This window comes from Escherichia coli DSM 30083 = JCM 1649 = ATCC 11775 (assembly GCF_003697165.2).
Lineage (GTDB): Bacteria > Pseudomonadota > Gammaproteobacteria > Enterobacterales > Enterobacteriaceae > Escherichia > Escherichia coli.
Window position 1 is genome coordinate 1,353,854 of sequence record NZ_CP033092.2, and the last position, 17,298, is coordinate 1,371,151.

Annotated in this window: 13 protein-coding genes; 11 read left to right on the plus strand and 2 right to left on the minus strand. The window is 53.4% G+C overall.

Features of this window, described 5'->3' with window-relative positions; genetic code table 11:
- Nucleotides 1–95 precede the first annotated feature (95 nt).
- From hscB to sseB, 6 genes are all read left to right on the plus strand, one after another.
- Nucleotides 96–611: a co-chaperone HscB gene (gene hscB, locus EAS44_RS07530; RefSeq protein ID WP_000384413.1), complete on the plus strand. Its 516-nt coding sequence runs from the start codon at nt 96–98 to the stop codon at nt 609–611.
- A 16-nt stretch (nt 612–627) separates the two neighbouring features.
- Nucleotides 628–2,478, plus strand: coding sequence for a Fe-S protein assembly chaperone HscA (hscA, locus tag EAS44_RS07535; protein ID WP_001196613.1), 1,851 nt, complete (start codon nt 628–630; stop codon nt 2,476–2,478).
- A gap of 1 nt (nt 2,479) precedes the next feature.
- Complete coding sequence (gene fdx / locus EAS44_RS07540) at nt 2,480–2,815, plus strand: ISC system 2Fe-2S type ferredoxin (protein ID WP_001124471.1); 336 nt, start codon at nt 2,480–2,482, stop codon at nt 2,813–2,815.
- An 11-nt stretch (nt 2,816–2,826) separates the two neighbouring features.
- Nucleotides 2,827–3,027 (plus strand): Fe-S cluster assembly protein IscX, encoded by a 201-nt coding sequence (iscX, locus tag EAS44_RS07545; protein WP_000523616.1) that lies wholly within the window; start codon nt 2,827–2,829, stop codon nt 3,025–3,027.
- A gap of 58 nt (nt 3,028–3,085) precedes the next feature.
- Nucleotides 3,086–4,369: an aminopeptidase PepB gene (gene pepB, locus EAS44_RS07550; protein ID WP_000133562.1), complete on the plus strand. Its 1,284-nt coding sequence runs from the start codon at nt 3,086–3,088 to the stop codon at nt 4,367–4,369.
- 141 nt (nt 4,370–4,510) lie between these two features.
- A complete protein-coding gene (gene sseB / locus EAS44_RS07555) occupies nt 4,511–5,287 on the plus strand; it encodes an enhanced serine sensitivity protein SseB (protein ID WP_001298396.1) in 777 nt (258 codons plus the stop codon).
- Nucleotides 5,288–5,318: 31 nt separating this feature from the next.
- Here the strand turns inward: sseB and timP are convergent, their stop codons facing one another.
- The gene (gene timP / locus EAS44_RS25690; RefSeq protein ID WP_001363539.1) at nt 5,319–5,444 is read right to left on the minus strand and encodes a small toxic inner membrane protein TimP; all 126 of its coding nucleotides are present in this window, start codon (nt 5,442–5,444) and stop codon (nt 5,319–5,321) included.
- 335 nt (nt 5,445–5,779) lie between these two features.
- The gene (gene sseA / locus EAS44_RS07560; protein WP_000108634.1) at nt 5,780–6,625 is read right to left on the minus strand and encodes a 3-mercaptopyruvate sulfurtransferase; all 846 of its coding nucleotides are present in this window, start codon (nt 6,623–6,625) and stop codon (nt 5,780–5,782) included.
- Between the two features lie 206 nt (nt 6,626–6,831).
- On the opposite strand from sseA, the gene yfhM reads away from it, so the two are divergent.
- The 5 genes from yfhM (at nt 6,832) to rodZ (ending at nt 17,282) form a co-directional block, all read left to right on the plus strand.
- Nucleotides 6,832–11,793 carry an alpha2-macroglobulin gene (gene yfhM, locus EAS44_RS07565; RefSeq protein ID WP_000736363.1) on the plus strand — a complete coding sequence of 1,654 codons (4,962 nt, stop codon included), beginning with the start codon at nt 6,832–6,834 and terminating at the stop codon, nt 11,791–11,793.
- Nucleotides 11,794–14,106 (plus strand): peptidoglycan glycosyltransferase PbpC, encoded by a 2,313-nt coding sequence (gene pbpC / locus EAS44_RS07570; protein WP_001137640.1) that lies wholly within the window; start codon nt 11,794–11,796, stop codon nt 14,104–14,106. It abuts the gene before it with no gap.
- Between the two features lie 148 nt (nt 14,107–14,254).
- Nucleotides 14,255–14,686, plus strand: coding sequence for a nucleoside-diphosphate kinase (gene ndk, locus EAS44_RS07575; protein ID WP_000963841.1), 432 nt, complete (start codon nt 14,255–14,257; stop codon nt 14,684–14,686).
- 149 nt (nt 14,687–14,835) lie between these two features.
- On the plus strand, nt 14,836–15,990 hold the full coding sequence (gene rlmN / locus EAS44_RS07580; RefSeq protein WP_000003317.1) for a bifunctional tRNA (adenosine(37)-C2)-methyltransferase TrmG/ribosomal RNA large subunit methyltransferase RlmN: 1,155 nt from the start codon (nt 14,836–14,838) through the stop codon (nt 15,988–15,990).
- Nucleotides 15,991–16,274: 284 nt separating this feature from the next.
- A complete protein-coding gene (rodZ, locus tag EAS44_RS07585) occupies nt 16,275–17,282 on the plus strand; it encodes a cytoskeleton protein RodZ (RefSeq protein ID WP_001090835.1) in 1,008 nt (335 codons plus the stop codon).
- Nucleotides 17,283–17,298 lie beyond the last annotated feature (16 nt).

A 17,298-nucleotide genomic window follows, 5' to 3' on the forward strand; every position in this document is an offset into this window, starting at 1 on the left:
TGCGCATACCGATAACCCCACCGTGGTCGCCTGCGCGTGGGGTTTGTTTTACCTGATTCGCCGTTATCGCGGCGGATCGCAGCCCTGAGAATGTTATGGATTACTTCACCCTCTTTGGCTTGCCTGCCCGTTATCAACTCGATACCCAGGCGCTGAGCCTGCGTTTTCAGGATCTACAACGTCAGTATCATCCTGATAAATTCGCCAGCGGAAGCCAGGCGGAACAACTCGCCGCCGTACAGCAATCTGCAACCATTAACCAGGCCTGGCAAACGCTGCGTCATCCGTTAATGCGCGCGGAATATTTGCTTTCTTTGCACGGTTTTGATCTCGCCAGTGAGCAGCATACTGTGCGCGACACCGCGTTCCTGATGGAACAGCTGGAGCTGCGCGAAGAACTGGACGAGATCGAACAGGCGAAAGATGAAGCGCGGCTGGAAAGCTTTATCAAACGTGTGAAAAAGATGTTTGATACCCGCCATCAGTTGATGGTTGAACAGTTAGACAACGAGACGTGGGACGCGGCGGCGGATACCGTGCGTAAGCTGCGTTTTCTCGATAAACTGCGAAGCAGTGCCGAACAACTCGAAGAAAAACTGCTCGATTTTTAATTTCTGGAAGCTAAACATGGCCTTATTACAAATTAGTGAACCTGGTTTGAGTGCTGCGCCGCATCAGCGTCGTCTGGCGGCCGGTATTGACCTGGGCACAACCAACTCGCTGGTGGCGACAGTGCGCAGCGGTCAGGCCGAAACGTTAGCTGACCATGAAGGCCGTCACCTGTTGCCATCTGTTGTTCACTATCAACAGCAAGGGCATTCGGTGGGTTATGACGCGCGTACTAACGCAGCGCTCGACACCGCCAACACCATTAGTTCTGTTAAACGCCTGATGGGGCGCTCGCTGGCTGATATCCAGCAACGCTATCCGCATCTGCCTTATCAATTCCAGGCCAGCGAAAATGGCCTGCCGATGATTGAAACGGCGGCGGGGCTGCTGAACCCGGTGCGCGTTTCTGCGGACATCCTCAAAGCACTGGCGGCGCGGGCAACTGAAGCCCTGGCAGGCGAGCTGGATGGTGTAGTTATCACCGTTCCGGCGTACTTTGACGATGCCCAGCGTCAGGGCACCAAAGACGCGGCGCGTCTGGCGGGGTTGCATGTTCTGCGCTTACTTAACGAACCGACCGCTGCGGCTATCGCCTACGGGCTGGATTCCGGTCAGGAAGGCGTGATCGCCGTTTATGACCTCGGCGGCGGGACGTTTGATATTTCCATTCTGCGCTTAAGTCGCGGCGTGTTTGAAGTGCTGGCAACCGGCGGTGATTCCGCGCTCGGCGGCGATGATTTCGACCATCTGCTGGCGGATTATATTCGCGAGCAGGCGGGCATTCCTGATCGTAGCGATAACCGCGTTCAGCGTGAACTGCTGGATGCCGCCATTGCGGCCAAAATCGCGCTGAGTGATGCGGACTCCGTGACCGTTAACGTTGCGGGCTGGCAGGGCGAAATCAGCCGTGAACAATTCAATGAACTGATCGCGCCACTGGTAAAACGAACCTTACTGGCTTGTCGTCGCGCGCTGAAAGACGCGGGTGTAGAAGCTGATGAAGTGCTGGAAGTGGTGATGGTGGGCGGTTCTACTCGCGTGCCGCTGGTGCGTGAACGGGTAGGCGAATTTTTCGGTCGTCCACCGCTGACTTCCATCGACCCGGATAAAGTCGTCGCTATTGGCGCGGCGATTCAGGCGGATATTCTGGTGGGTAACAAGCCAGACAGCGAAATGCTGCTGCTTGATGTGATCCCACTGTCGCTGGGCCTCGAAACGATGGGCGGCCTGGTGGAGAAAGTGATTCCGCGTAATACCACGATTCCGGTGGCTCGCGCCCAGGATTTCACCACCTTTAAAGATGGTCAGACGGCGATGTCTATCCATGTAATGCAGGGTGAGCGTGAACTGGTGCAGGACTGCCGCTCGCTGGCGCGTTTTGCACTGCGTGGTATCCCGGCGCTACCGGCTGGCGGCGCGCATATTCGCGTGACGTTCCAGGTCGATGCCGACGGTCTTTTGAGCGTGACGGCGATGGAGAAATCCACCGGCGTTGAGGCGTCTATTCAGGTCAAACCTTCTTATGGCCTGACCGACAGCGAAATCGCCTCGATGATTAAAGACTCAATGAGCTATGCCGAGCAGGACGTAAAAGCCCGAATGCTGGCAGAACAAAAAGTAGAAGCGGCGCGTGTGCTGGAAAGTCTGCACGGCGCGCTGGCTGCTGATGCCGCGCTGTTAAGCGCCGCAGAGCGTCAGGTCATTGACGATGCTGCCGCTCACCTGAGTGAAGTGGCGCAGGGCGATGATGTTGACGCCATCGAACAAGCGATTAAAAACGTAGACAAACAAACCCAGGATTTCGCCGCTCGCCGCATGGACCAGTCGGTTCGTCGTGCGCTGAAAGGCCATTCCGTGGACGAGGTTTAATATGCCAAAGATTGTTATTTTGCCTCATCAGGATCTCTGCCCTGATGGCGCTGTTCTGGAAGCGAATAGTGGTGAAACCATTCTCGACGTTGCGCTGCGTAACGGTATCGAGATTGAACACGCCTGTGAAAAATCCTGTGCTTGCACCACCTGCCACTGCATCGTTCGTGAAGGTTTTGACTCGCTGCCGGAAAGCTCAGAGCAGGAAGACGACATGCTGGACAAAGCCTGGGGACTGGAGCCGGAAAGCCGTTTAAGCTGCCAGGCGCGCGTTACCGACGAAGATTTAGTGGTCGAAATCCCGCGTTACACTATCAACCATGCGCGTGAGCATTAACAGAGGTTAGTATGGGACTTAAGTGGACGGATAGCCGCGAAATTGGCGAAGCACTGTACGATGCGTATCCCGATCTTGATCCGAAAACGGTTCGATTCACCGATATGCATCAGTGGATTTGCGATCTGGAAGATTTCGACGACGACCCGCAGGCATCCAACGAGAAAATCCTCGAAGCGATTTTGTTGGTCTGGCTTGACGAGGCCGAGTAAATGAACGGGCTGCCTGGGGGTAGCCCGTTTTGCTGTTAAACGAATAAGGATAACTAAAATGACAGAAGCGATGAAGATTACCCTCTCGACCCAACCTGCCGACGCACGTTGGGGAGAAAAAGCGACTTACAGCATTAATAATGATGGCATTACCCTGCATTTGAACGGGGCAGACGATCTGGGGTTGATCCAGCGTGCGGCGCGCAAGATTGACGGTCTGGGCATCAAGCATGTTCAGTTAAGCGGTGAAGGCTGGGATGCGGATCGCTGCTGGGCATTCTGGCAAGGTTACAAAGCCCCGAAAGGCATACGTAAAGTGGAGTGGCCGGATCTGGACGATGCCCAGCGTCAGGAACTGGATAACCGCCTGATGATCATCGACTGGGTGCGTGACACCATCAACGCACCGGCAGAAGAGCTGGGGCCATCGCAACTGGCACAGCGTGCTGTTGATCTGATCAGCAACGTCGCAGGGGATCGTGTGACTTACCGGATCACCAAAGGCGAAGATCTGCGTGAGCAAGGTTATATGGGGCTGCACACGGTCGGGCGCGGTTCAGAACGTTCTCCGGTATTGCTGGCGCTGGATTACAACCCAACTGGCGATAAAGAAGCGCCAGTGTACGCGTGCCTGGTTGGTAAAGGCATCACTTTTGATTCCGGCGGCTACAGCATCAAACAGACTGCGTTTATGGACTCGATGAAGTCGGACATGGGCGGCGCGGCAACGGTTACCGGGGCGCTGGCATTTGCCATTACGCGCGGACTGAACAAGCGCGTGAAGCTGTTCCTCTGTTGTGCGGATAACCTGATCAGCGGCAACGCGTTCAAACTGGGCGATATTATTACCTATCGCAACGGTAAAAAAGTTGAAGTGATGAACACTGATGCCGAAGGGCGTCTGGTGCTGGCCGATGGCCTGATTGATGCCAGTGCGCAGAAACCGGAACTGATCATTGATGCGGCGACCCTCACCGGGGCGGCGAAAACCGCGCTGGGTAATGATTATCACGCGCTGTTCAGTTTTGACGATGCGCTTGCCGGTCGCTTGTTGGCGAGTGCCGCGCAGGAGAATGAACCGTTCTGGCGTCTGCCGCTGGCGGAGTTCCACCGCAATCAATTGCCGTCTAACTTTGCCGAACTGAACAACACCGGAAGCGCGGCGTATCCGGCAGGCGCGAGCACAGCGGCGGGCTTCCTGTCGCACTTTGTTGAGAACTATCAGCAAGGCTGGCTGCATATCGACTGCTCGGCGACTTACCGTAAAGCGCCGGTTGAACAGTGGTCTGCGGGTGCTACGGGACTTGGTGTGCGCACGATTGCTAATCTGTTAACGGCGTAAACTAATATGCCGGATGCGGCGTAAACGCCTTATCCGGCCTACAAATTGCGAAAATCCAATAGATTGCGACTCCCTTGTAGGCCTGATAAGCGTGGCGCATCAGGCACTTGCTCCCCGAACGTTGAATGAATTGTGGTTCTTATGTCCGAAACAAAAAACGAACTTGAAGACCTGCTGGAAAAAGCAGCAACCGAACCGGCTCACCGCCCGGCCTTTTTCCGTACTCTACTGGAATCCACCGTCTGGGTGCCTGGTACGGCGGCGCAGGGCGAGGCAGTAGTTGAAGATAGCGCGCTTGATTTACAGCACTGGGAAAAAGAAGACGGCACCAGCGTCATTCCTTTTTTTACCTCGTTAGAAGCACTTCAACAGGCGGTTGAAGACGAACAGGCATTTGTCGTAATGCCCGTTCGCACATTGTTTGAGATGACCCTTGGCGAAACGCTCTTCCTTAATGCCAAACTGCCAACCGGTAAAGAGTTTATGCCGCGTGAAATCAGTTTGTTGATTGGTGAAGAAGGGAATCCGCTGAGTAGCCAGGAAGTACTGGAAGGCGGTGAATCGCTGATATTATCGGAGGTCGCAGAGCCGCCAGCGCAAATGATTGATTCACTTACCACCTTATTTAAAACCATTAAGCCGGTGAAGCGTGCTTTTATTTGTTCAATTAAAGAGAACGAAGAGGCACAGCCTAATTTACTTATTGGCATTGAAGCCGATGGTGATATCGAAGAAATTATTCAGGCGGCGGGAAGTGTAGCGACCGATACATTACCTGGCGATGAACCCATCGATATTTGTCAGGTGAAAAAAGGGGAAAAAGGTATTAGCCACTTTATTACCGAACATATTGCGCCATTCTATGAACGTCGCTGGGGTGGTTTTTTGCGTGACTTTAAACAGAACCGGATAATTTAAAACATGCCGCCCCAAAGGGCGGCATTCGGGCTTACTTGCTGTTCTGAAGGTTGTTAACCACCAGTAAATTGTTGCCGGAGAGACTCCGGTTATTATTTACCTCGGTTAACAGCGCACCAGAAACAATAAGTACGATACAAAAGCACCGTATCTTCATTGTGCGGTCCATGCGAAGACCGCATCACGACAGCACCACTGGCGATATTGCCGCGATAGCAAGCGCTGAGACGCGCTTGCCCTAACGGTCGCGGAACATCCTTTCCTTAAGCCAGCGCCCGCTTGCGAGACGGCGGAAAGGGCCGCAGTGGATAATACACTAACAGAACAATAATAACTCTCTTTTACTTGACAAAAAGAGAGTTACTGGCGAGTATTGTGTCCGCTGAGACGCGCTTGCATTACTACGGTAATACAACCTGCTGGAAAGGCCGCGAACCAGACCAGCAATAAAAAACCGCCAGATTCGGCGGTTTTTTATTGCCTGTAAAAAGCTTATTTTACGGGCTCAACCGGTAAATCTGCCCGTGCGCCCCATTCACTCCATGCGCCGTCGTACAGTTTCACGTTTGTCACATCCAGCGTCGCAAGTGCCAACAAAACCACGGCTGCTGTTACACCAGAACCGCAGCTGACGATAATTGGTTTGTCGTAGCTGACACCGCGACCAAAAAATATCGCATCCAGTTCATCGGTCGTTTTTAGTTCGCCTTCACGTACCAGTTCCGTCCACGGAACGTTCAATGCACCGGGAATATGTCCGCGACGTAAACCTGGGCGAGGTTCATCAACTTCTGCGTTAAAACGTGTAGCCGGGCGGGCATCAATAATTTGCGCCGTATTTTCATGGCTTGCCAATAATACATCGGTTACTTTCACCACGGCTTCAGGATTAAACGCGGCGTTAAACTCTCCTTCCGGCAGCTCTACTGCGCCTTCCTCTAATAGCAGATCATCACGCTGCCAGCCTGCAAGTCCACCACCCAGAATCGACACTTTCTCTACACCAAAGGTGCGCAGCATCCACCATGCTCGTGGGGCTGAGAAAAGATTACCTTCGTCATAGACAATCAGGTGCTTATCCTGGTTAACGCCTAATTCACGCATCGCCACGGCGAACGTTTCCGGGCGCGGCAGCATGTGCGGAAGCGGGGAAGTGTGATCAGAAAGCGCTTCGATATCAAAAAACACTGCGCCTGGAATATGTCCATTCAGATACTCCTGAGCAACGTTACGATCTTCCTGTCCAGGCGACGCCATGCGGGCATCGATAATCTGAATTTCCGGGTCATCAATATGTTCGGCGAGCCAGTCGGCTCCTACAAACCATGTCGTGGACATAGGCATCTCCATTTTTGCCGGGGTTAGGCTAAATTGTCGGATGTTTAGTGAAAAGCGACAAGCAAAAGAGGCTGATTTGGCTGTCTGAGCCACAATTCTCACTAAAATTCGGATTGTATGGGCGTGATACTGAATTACATAACGTAAATTCTCACGCATAATAATTATTCGACGTTGCTAACGGGCCATTGTGGCAGGGATGAAAAATGAAAAAGTTACGCGTAGCCGCCTGCATGCTAATGCTGGCGCTGGCAGGGTGCGACAACAACGATAACGCGCCAACAGCGGTGAAAAAAGATGCGCCTTCTGAAGTTACTAAAGCGGCCTCTTCAGAAAACGTGAGTTCAGCAAAACTTTCCGCGCCGGAGCGACAAAAACTGGCCCAACAGAGTGCCGGTAAGGCGCTGACATTGCTGGATCTCTCTGAAGTTCAACTCGATGGCGCAGCCACGCTGGTGCTGACGTTCTCCATCCCTCTCGACCCGGATCAGGATTTCTCACGCGTTATTCATGTCGTCGATAAAAAAAGCGGCAAAGTGGATGGTGCCTGGGAGCTGTCACATAATCTTAAAGAGCTGCGTTTACGCCACCTCGAACCGAAACGTGATTTGATCGTCACTATTGGCAAGGAGGTCAAAGCGCTCAATAACGCAACCTTTAGTAAAGATGACGAAAAAACTATAACTACCCGCGATATCCAACCCAGCGTCGGTTTTGCCAGTCGTGGTTCGTTGCTTCCTGGTAAGGTCGTTGAAGGGCTGCCGGTAATGGCGCTTAACGTTAACAATGTCGATGTTAACTTCTTCCGTGTGAAACCAGAATCACTGCCCGCTTTCATTAGCCAGTGGGAATACCGCAATTCGCTGGCGAACTGGCAGTCAGATAAACTGCTGCAGATGGCGGATCTGGTCTACACCGGACGGTTTGATCTCAATCCTGCGCGTAACACCCGTGAAAAATTATTGCTGCCGCTGGGCGATATCAAACCGCTTCAGCAGGCGGGCGTGTATCTGGCTGTGATGAATCAGGCTGGACGTTACGATTACAGTAATCCCGCGACGCTGTTTACGTTAAGTGATATTGGCGTTTCAGCTCACCGTTATCACAATCGTCTGGATATCTTTACCCAAAGTCTGGAAAACGGCGCGGCCCAGCAAGGAATTGAAGTCTCTTTATTAAATGAGAAAGGGCAGACTCTGACTCAGGCAACCAGTGACGCTCAGGGGCATGTGCAGCTGGAAAATGATAAAAACGCGGCATTACTGCTGGCGCGTAAAAACGGTCGGACAACGCTGCTCGATTTAAAACTCCCGGCGCTGGACTTAGCGGAATTTAACATTGCTGGCGCGCCGGGCTATAGCAAACAGTTTTTCATGTTTGGCCCGCGCGATCTTTATCGCCCGGGTGAAACGGTCATCCTCAATGGTTTGCTGCGTGATGCAGACGGTAAAGCATTGCCCGATCAACCCATCAAGTTAGACGTGATTAAACCCGACGGGCAGGTACTCAGGAGCGTCGTTAGTCAGCCGGAGAATGGCCTCTACCACTTTACCTGGCCACTCGATAGCAATGCGGCAACCGGTATGTGGCATATTCGCGCTAACACGGGCGATAACCAGTATCGGATGTGGGATTTCCACGTCGAAGATTTTATGCCAGAGCGTATGGCGCTGAATCTGACCGGTGAGAAAACCCCGCTAACGCCGAAAGATGAAGTGAAATTCTCCGTGGTGGGGTACTACCTGTATGGTGCACCTGCTAATGGTAATACTTTGCAAGGGCAACTTTTCCTGCGCCCACTGCGTGAAGCTGTGTCAGCCTTACCTGGTTTTGAATTCGGCGATATAGCTGCCGAAAATCTTTCCCGCACGCTGGATGAAGTTCAGTTGACGCTGGATGATAAAGGGCGCGGCGAAGTTTCTACAGAAAGCCAGTGGAAGGAAACACATTCCCCATTACAGGTTATTTTCCAGGGTAGTTTGCTGGAATCGGGCGGTCGCCCGGTGACGCGCCGTGCTGAGCAGGCTATCTGGCCTGCTGATGCATTGCCAGGGATCCGTCCGCAGTTCGCCTCGAAATCGGTTTACGATTATCGCACCGACAGCACGGTGAAACAGCCCATTGTTGATGAAGGTAGTAACGCCGCTTTTGACATCGTTTATAGCGATGCGCAAGGCGTGAAAAAAGCCGTGTCGGGCTTGCAGGTGCGCTTGATTCGCGAACGCCGCGATTACTACTGGAACTGGTCGGAATATGAAGGCTGGCAGTCACAGTTTGATCAAAAAGATCTGATCGAAAATGAACAAACTCTGGATCTGAAAGCGGACGAAACCGGTAAGGTCAGTTTCCCGGTAGAGTGGGGCGCTTATCGTCTGGAAGTTAAAGCGCCGAATGAAGCGGTCAGTAGTGTGCGTTTCTGGGCTGGGTATAGCTGGCAGGATAACAGCGACGGGGGTGGTGCAGTGCGACCCGACCGTGTCACGCTGAAACTGGATAAAGCCAGCTATTGCCCTGGCGATACCATTAAGTTGCATATTGCCGCGCCAACGGCGGGTAAAGGTTATGCGATGGTCGAGTCCAGTGAAGGGCCGCTGTGGTGGCAAGAGATTGATGTTCCGGCTCAAGGGCTGGATCTGACGATTCCGGTCGATAAAACCTGGAATCGTCATGATCTGTATTTAAGTACGCTGGTGGTACGTCCTGGCGATAAATCTCGCTCCGCGACGCCAAAACGCGCGGTTGGGGTGTTGCATCTGCCGCTTGGTGATGAAAACCGTCGCCTCGATCTGGCGCTGGAAACCCCCACCAAAATGCGCCCCAATCAGCCATTAACCGTGAAAATTAAAGCCAGCAATAAAAATGGTGAGATGCCAAAACAGGTGAATGTGCTGGTGTCTGCGGTTGATAGCGGTGTGCTGAATATTACTGATTACGTCACGCCAGATCCGTGGCAGGCGTTCTTTGGTCAGAAACGCTATGGCGCAGACATTTACGATATTTACGGTCAGGTCATTGAAGGTCAGGGGCGTCTGGCAGCTCTGCGTTTTGGTGGCGATGGTGATGAGCTGAAACGTGGTGGTAAACCGCCGGTCAATCACGTCAATATTGTCGCGCAGCAGGCGCTGCCGGTAACGCTCAATGAACAGGGCGAAGGCTCGGTTACACTGCCAATTGGCGATTTTAACGGTGAATTGCGCGTCATGGCGCAAGCCTGGACGGCAGATGACTTCGGAAGCAACGAAAGCAAAGTGATTGTTGCCGCACCGGTGATTGCTGAACTGAACATGCCGCGCTTTATGGCGAGTGGCGATACCTCGCGCCTGACGCTGGATATCACTAATCTTACCGATAAACCGCAAAAACTTAATGTTGCTCTGACCGCCAGTGGCTTGCTTGAACTGGTGAGTAATTCCCCCGCACCTGTTGAATTAGCGCCAGGGGTGCGTACTACGCTGTTTATCCCGGTGCGTGCATTGCCGGGTTATGGCGATGGAGACATTCAGGCCACCATTAGCGGGTTAGCGTTACCGGGGGAAACCGTTGCCGATCAGCATAAGCAGTGGAAAATCGGCGTCCGTCCGGCATTCCCGGCACAAACGGTCAATTACGGTACGGCGTTACAGCCTGGTGAAACCTGGGCGCTCCCGGCTGATGGATTGCAAAACTTCTCGCCTGTTACGCTGGAAGGGCAATTGTTGTTGAGTGGCAAACCACCGCTGAACATCGCACGTTATATCAAAGAGTTAAAAGCGTATCCGTACGGCTGTCTCGAGCAAACCGCCAGCGGCCTGTTCCCGTCACTTTATACCAATGCAGCCCAACTGCAGGCGTTGGGCATCAAAGGCGACAGTGATGAGAAACGCCGTGCATCGGTCGATATCGGCATTTCCCGTTTGCTGCAAATGCAACGTGATAACGGCGGCTTTGCGTTGTGGGATAAAAACGGTGACGAAGAGTACTGGCTGACGGCTTACGTGATGGATTTCCTGGTCCGCGCAGGCGAACAGGGTTACAGCGTGCCGACAGACGCCATTAACCGGGGTAATGAGCGTCTGCTGCGCTATTTACAAGATCCGGGCATGATGTCGATCCCGTACGCTGATAATCTCAAAGCCAGTAAATTCGCCGTACAGTCTTACGCTGCGCTGGTGTTGGCCCGTCAGCAAAAAGCACCACTGGGTGCGCTGCGTGAAATCTGGGAGCATCGTGCAGATGCCGCTTCTGGTTTACCGCTGCTGCAACTTGGCGTTGCGCTGAAAACCATGGGTGATGCAATGCGTGGTGAAGAAGCGATTGTGCTGGCGCTGAAAACGCCGCGTAATAGTGATGAGCGGATATGGCTGGGTGATTACGGTAGTCCACTGCGCGACAGCGCGTTGATGCTCTCATTGCTGGAAGAGAACAAACTGCTACCCGATGAGCAGTACTCCCTGTTGAACACACTTTCGCAGCAGGCGTTCGGTGAACGCTGGCTATCGACGCAGGAAAGTAACGCGTTGTTCCTGGCTGCCCGTACTCTTCAGGATTTACCGGGCAAATGGCAGGCGCAAACCACTTTCTCTGCTGAGCCGCTGACAGGCGAGAAAGCGCAAACCAGCAATCTGAATAGCGATCAACTTGCCACCTTGCAGGTGACCAACAGTGGCGATCAGCCGTTATGGCTGCGTGTGGATGCCAGCGGTTATCCGCAATCCGCACCTTTACCGGCGAGCAATGTGCTGCAAATTGAGCGTCATATTCTGGGTACTGACGGTAAGAGCAAATCGCTGGACTCGTTACGTAGCGGCGATCTGGTGCTGGTGTGGTTGCAGGTTAAAGCCAGTAACAGTGTACCGGATGCGTTAGTCGTGGATCTGTTGCCTGCGGGGCTGGAACTGGAAAACCAGAATCTGGCGAACGGCAGCGCCAGCCTGGAGCAAAGTGGTGGTGAAGTGCAGAACTTGCTGAACCAGATGCAGCAGGCGAGCATTAAGCACATAGAGTTCCGTGACGATCGCTTTGTGGCGGCGGTTGCCGTTGATGAATATCAACCGGTAACGCTGGTGTATCTGGCGCGGGCGGTGACGCCGGGAACGTATCAGGTGCCGCAGCCTATGGTGGAATCAATGTATGTTCCTCAATGGCGGGCGACTGGTGCGGCTGACGATCTGTTGATAGTCAGACCGTAAATGCCTCGCCTGTTAACCAAACGCGGCTGCTGGATAATGCTGGCAGCCGCGCCTTTTATCATCATTCTGGCAGCATGGGCAGCAGATAAACTCTGGCCTCTGCCATTGCAAGAAGTGAATCCTGCACGCGTGGTGGTGGCGCAGGATGGTACGCCACTCTGGCGTTTCGCCGATGCTGACGGCATCTGGCGTTATCCGGTAACAATCGAAGATGTTTCTCCACGTTACCTTGAAGCGCTGATCAATTATGAAGATCGCTGGTTCTGGAAGCATCCGGGGGTGAATCCGTTCTCGGTGGCGCGTGCAGCCTGGCAAGATCTCACGTCGGGTCGGGTCATTTCCGGCGGCAGCACGCTCACCATGCAGGTGGCGCGCCTGCTTGATCCTCACCCCAAAACGTTTGGCGGCAAAATTCGCCAGCTCTGGCGCGCGTTGCAACTGGAATGGCATCTGTCTAAACGTGAAATTCTGACCTTGTATCTTAACCGTGCCCCGTTTGGCGGTACGTTGCAGGGGATTGGTGCGGCAAGTTGGGCTTACCTCGGGAAATCGCCTGCGAATTTAAGCTATTCCGAGGCGGCAATGCTGGCGGTTTTGCCGCAAGCGCCCAGCCGTCTTCGCCCGGATCGTTGGCCGGAGCGTGCCGAAGCCGCGCGTAATAAAGTGCTCGAACGGATGGCCGTGCAAGGTGTGTGGTCCCGTGAGCGGGTAAAAGAGTCAAGGGAAGAACCCATCTGGCTGGCACCCCGACAAATGCCGCAACTGGCACCGCTGTTTTCGCGCATGATGCTCGGTAAAAGCAAAAGCGACAAAATCGTTACTACGCTGGATGCCGGTCTTCAACGACGTCTGGAAGAACTGGCGCAAAACTGGAAAGGACGATTGCCACCGCGCAGCTCACTGGCGATGATCGTGGTTGATCATACCGATATGCGTGTTCGCGGCTGGGTGGGATCAGTTGATCTCAACGATGATTCACGCTTTGGTCATGTTGATATGGTCAATGCGATCCGATCGCCAGGATCGGTGCTCAAACCGTTTGTTTATGGTCTGGCGCTGGATGAAGGCTTGATCCACCCGGCATCGCTGTTGCAAGACGTCCCCAGACGCACCGGTGATTACCGACCTGGCAACTTTGACAGCGGTTTTCATGGCCCGATCAGCATGAGCGAGGCGCTGGTGCGCTCGCTGAATTTACCAGCTGTGCAGGTGCTGGAAGCCTATGGACCGAAACGGTTTGCGGCAAAATTACGCAATGTTGGATTGCCGTTGTATCTGCCCAACGGTGCTGCGCCGAATCTTTCGCTCATTCTCGGCGGCGCTGGTGCAAAACTGGAAGATATGGCGGCGGCCTATACCGCGTTTGCTCGCCACGGCAAGGCAGGTAAATTGCGCTTACAGCCTGACGATCCGCTGCTTGAACGGCCTTTAATGTCGTCGGGGGCTGCGTGGATCATTCGCCGGATTATGGCTGATGAAGCGCAACCCTTGCCGGATGGTGCCTTGCCGCGCGTCGCCCCACTGGCATGGAAAACGGGCACCAGCTATGGCTATCGTGATGCCTGGGCGATTGGGGTTAACGCTCGCTATGTCATTGGGATCTGGACTGGCAGACCGGACGGCACGCCCGTTGTTGGTCAGTTTGGCTTTGCCAGTGCCGTACCGCTGTTGAATCAGGTTAATAATATCTTACTGTCGCGCAGTGTGAATTTGCCGGAAGACCCACGTCCTGACTCTGTAAGTCGTGGCGTTATCTGCTGGCCGGGCGGACAGTCTTTGCCGGAAGGTGACGGTAACTGTCGCCGCCGCCTGGCAACCTGGCTGCTGGACGGGAGCCAGCCGCCAACTCTATTACTGCCGGAGCAGGAAGGCATTAATGGCATTCGTTTCCCCATCTGGCTGGATGAAAACGGCAAACGTGTTGCCGCTGATTGCCCTCAGGCGCGACAAGAAATGATAAATGTCTGGCCGCTACCGCTGGAACCCTGGCTGCCCGCATCAGAACGTCGCGCTGTGCGCTTGCCACCGGCCTCGACAATTTGCCCGCCATACGGTCACGATGCACAACTCCCGCTGCAGCTAACAGGTGTGCGCGATGGCGCGATTATTAAACGTTTACCGGGCGCAGCGGAAGCGACTTTGCCGTTGCAATCAAGTGGAGGGGCAGGTGAACGCTGGTGGTTTCTGAATGGCGAACCGTTAACTGAACGTGGGCGCAACGTGACCCTGCATTTGACGGATAAAGGCGATTATCAATTGCTGGTGATGGATGACGTGGGGCAAATAGCGACAGTGAAATTTGTCATGCAATAGTCTGTTTTGTCCCTGATTGTTGCTTAAACTGGGTTTATTTTAAAAAAATGTTACCTTCATCAATAGTCAACGGCCCTGTTGCTCATTATAATCCGCGCCATCTCGTACGCTGGTACAGACAACAACAGAACAATTTACAGAGGTAAAAATGGCTATTGAACGTACTTTTTCCATCATCAAACCGAACGCGGTAGCAAAAAACGTGATTGGTAGTATCTTTGCGCGCTTTGAAGCTGCAGGGTTCAAAATTGTCGGCACCAAAATGCTGCACCTGACCGTTGAACAGGCTCGTGGCTTTTATGCTGAACACGATGGAAAACCGTTCTTTGATGGTCTGGTTGAATTCATGACTTCTGGCCCGATCGTTGTTTCCGTGCTGGAAGGTGAAAATGCTGTTCAGCGTCACCGCGATCTGCTGGGCGCGACCAATCCGGCAAACGCACTGGCCGGTACTCTGCGTGCTGATTACGCTGACAGCCTGACCGAAAATGGTACCCACGGTTCTGATTCCGTCGAATCTGCCGCTCGCGAAATCGCTTATTTCTTCGGCGAAGGCGAAGTGTGCCCGCGCACCCGTTAATAATTTCGTAAATGCCGCGTGCAAACGTGGCATCCGTGCGCCAGAATTTGTACAATGCAGCGCCCCCGGACGAGCAGCCGCTCACCGGGGCGTTTCTTTTTTCAACCCTCCAGGGGCCATAACGTGTAATAACGAGGCCGGAATAGCATATGTCTGAACAATTAGTCACACCTGAAAACGTCACCACGAAAGATGGAAAAATCAACCTGCTGGATCTCAACCGTCAGCAGATGCGGGAGTTTTTTAAAGATTTAGGTGAAAAACCCTTCCGCGCCGATCAGGTGATGAAGTGGATGTATCACTATTGCTGCGACAACTTTGATGAGATGACCGACATCAATAAAGTGTTGCGCGGCAAACTGAAAGAGGTGGCGGAAATCCGTGCACCGGAAGTGGTTGAAGAACAGCGTTCATCTGACGGCACCATTAAATGGGCGATCGCCGTTGGCGATCAGCGCGTTGAAACGGTATATATCCCGGAAGACGACCGTGCCACGCTCTGCGTCTCTTCGCAGGTGGGGTGTGCGCTGGAGTGTAAATTCTGTTCCACCGCCCAGCAGGGCTTTAACCGCAACCTGCGGGTATCGGAAATTATCGGCCAGGTGTGGCGTGCGGCGAAAATTGTCGGCGCAGCAAAAGTCACCGGTCAGCGCCCAATCACTAACGTAGTGATGATGGGTATGGGCGAGCCGCTGCTCAACCTGAACAACGTCGTTCCGGCGATGGAAATCATGCTTGATGATTTCGGTTTTGGCCTGTCAAAACGTCGCGTCACGCTTTCCACTTCCGGTGTGGTTCCGGCGCTGGATAAACTGGGCGATATGATCGACGTAGCGCTGGCAATTTCCCTGCACGCGCCGAACGACGAAATTCGTGACGAGATTGTGCCGATCAACAAAAAGTACAATATCGAAACGTTCCTTGCGGCGGTGCGCCGTTATCTGGAGAAATCCAACGCCAATCAGGGCCGAGTCACTATTGAATACGTGATGCTTGACCACGTTAACGACGGCACTGAACACGCGCACCAACTGGCGGAACTACTGAAAGATACGCCGTGTAAGATCAACCTGATCCCGTGGAACCCGTTCCCGGGCGCGCCGTATGGACGCAGTTCGAACAGCCGTATCGACCGTTTCTCAAAAGTGCTGATGAGCTACGGTTTCACCACTATTGTGCGTAAAACTCGTGGTGATGATATCGATGCTGCTTGTGGTCAGTTGGCGGGCGATGTTATCGACCGTACGAAACGTACTCTGCGTAAGCGGATGCAGGGTGAAGCCATCGACATTAAAGCGGTCTGATAGCCATTACGCCACGGTTACTTTATGTACCGTGGCGTAATCTTTTATGAATGAAGTATTAAGTTGCAATTGTCTGGTCAATATTAACGGTGCGTTTTTGCTGACTTTAAGGCAGTATGTAACGATGCAACAGTAAGTTAGCCTTAGCGAATGTGGGCTTTGTCACGAGCACACAGACGGTCTTATACTGTATGATAACGGTTAACTTAACGGATGTTTCGCGGTGTGGGTGGGCATGATGGTTCACCGGCATCTCAATTCTCATTTAAACGTACCTGCAGCGAATGAATACTGAAGCCACGCACGACCAAAATGAAGCACTTACTACCGGCGCTCGCCTGCGTAATGCTCGCGAACAACTAGGACTTAGTCAACAGGCCGTTGCCGAGCGACTTTGCCTGAAGGTTTCCACGGTACGCGACATTGAAGAAGATAAGGCACCTGCCGATCTTGCTTCAACATTCCTGCGCGGATATATCCGCTCTTATGCGCGTCTGGTACATATTCCAGAAGAAGAACTGCTGCCAGGGCTGGAAAAGCAGGCTCCACTACGGGCTGCAAAAGTTGCGCCGATGCAGAGTTTTTCCCTCGGTAAACGCCGCAAAAAACGTGACGGCTGGCTGATGACCTTCACCTGGCTGGTGTTGTTTGTGGTTATTGGCCTGAGCGGTGCCTGGTGGTGGCAAGACCACAAAGCTCAGCAGGAAGAGATCACCACTATGGCCGATCAATCTTCTGCGGAACTGAATAATAATCAAAGCCAGAGTGTACCGTTAGATACGTCGACAACCACAGATCAGGCTATGGCGACCACGCCGACATCACCTGTGGATACCACCGCAACCAACACGCAAACACCTGCCGTAACTGCGCCAGCACCAGCTGTTGATCCGCAACAGAATGCGGTTGTTCCACCTTCGCAGGCAAATGTTGATACCGCTGCGACTCCGGCACCAGCGGCAACAACAACACCAGATGGCGCTGCGCCGTTGCCAACCGATCAGGCTGGCGTGACCACGCCGGCGGTTGACCCGAATGCGCTGGTGATGAACTTTACTGCCGATTGCTGGCTGGAAGTCACCGATGCTACCGGTAAAAAACTGTTTAGCGGTATGCAGCGTAAAGACGGTAATTTGAACTTAACCGGCCAGGCACCGTACAAACTGAAAATTGGTGCGCCAGCCGCAGTACAGATCCAGTATCAAGGGAAACCTGTCGATCTGAGTCGTTTTATCAGAACTAACCAGGTTGCGCGTCTGACCCTCAATGCCGAACAATCACCGGCGCAGTAACAGACGGGTAACGCGG

Bases quoted from the DNA above. Each gene is read 5' to 3' on its own strand.
- yfhM (WP_000736363.1), top strand. From the start codon at position 6,832: ATGAAAAAGTTACGCGTAGCCGCCTGCATGCTAATGCTGGCGCTGGCA.
- sseB (WP_001298396.1), top strand. From the start codon at position 4,511: ATGTCCGAAACAAAAAACGAACTTGAAGACCTGCTGGAAAAAGCAGCA.
- fdx (WP_001124471.1), top strand. From the start codon at position 2,480: ATGCCAAAGATTGTTATTTTGCCTCATCAGGATCTCTGCCCTGATGGC.
- hscA (WP_001196613.1), top strand. From the start codon at position 628: ATGGCCTTATTACAAATTAGTGAACCTGGTTTGAGTGCTGCGCCGCAT.
- pepB (WP_000133562.1), top strand. From the start codon at position 3,086: ATGACAGAAGCGATGAAGATTACCCTCTCGACCCAACCTGCCGACGCA.
- iscX (WP_000523616.1), top strand. From the start codon at position 2,827: ATGGGACTTAAGTGGACGGATAGCCGCGAAATTGGCGAAGCACTGTAC.
- rodZ (WP_001090835.1), top strand. From the start codon at position 16,275: ATGAATACTGAAGCCACGCACGACCAAAATGAAGCACTTACTACCGGC.
- sseA (WP_000108634.1), bottom strand. From the start codon at position 6,625: ATGTCCACGACATGGTTTGTAGGAGCCGACTGGCTCGCCGAACATATT.
- ndk (WP_000963841.1), top strand. From the start codon at position 14,255: ATGGCTATTGAACGTACTTTTTCCATCATCAAACCGAACGCGGTAGCA.
- rlmN (WP_000003317.1), top strand. From the start codon at position 14,836: ATGTCTGAACAATTAGTCACACCTGAAAACGTCACCACGAAAGATGGA.
- pbpC (WP_001137640.1), top strand. From the start codon at position 11,794: ATGCCTCGCCTGTTAACCAAACGCGGCTGCTGGATAATGCTGGCAGCC.
- hscB (WP_000384413.1), top strand. From the start codon at position 96: ATGGATTACTTCACCCTCTTTGGCTTGCCTGCCCGTTATCAACTCGAT.
- timP (WP_001363539.1), bottom strand. From the start codon at position 5,444: ATGAAGATACGGTGCTTTTGTATCGTACTTATTGTTTCTGGTGCGCTG.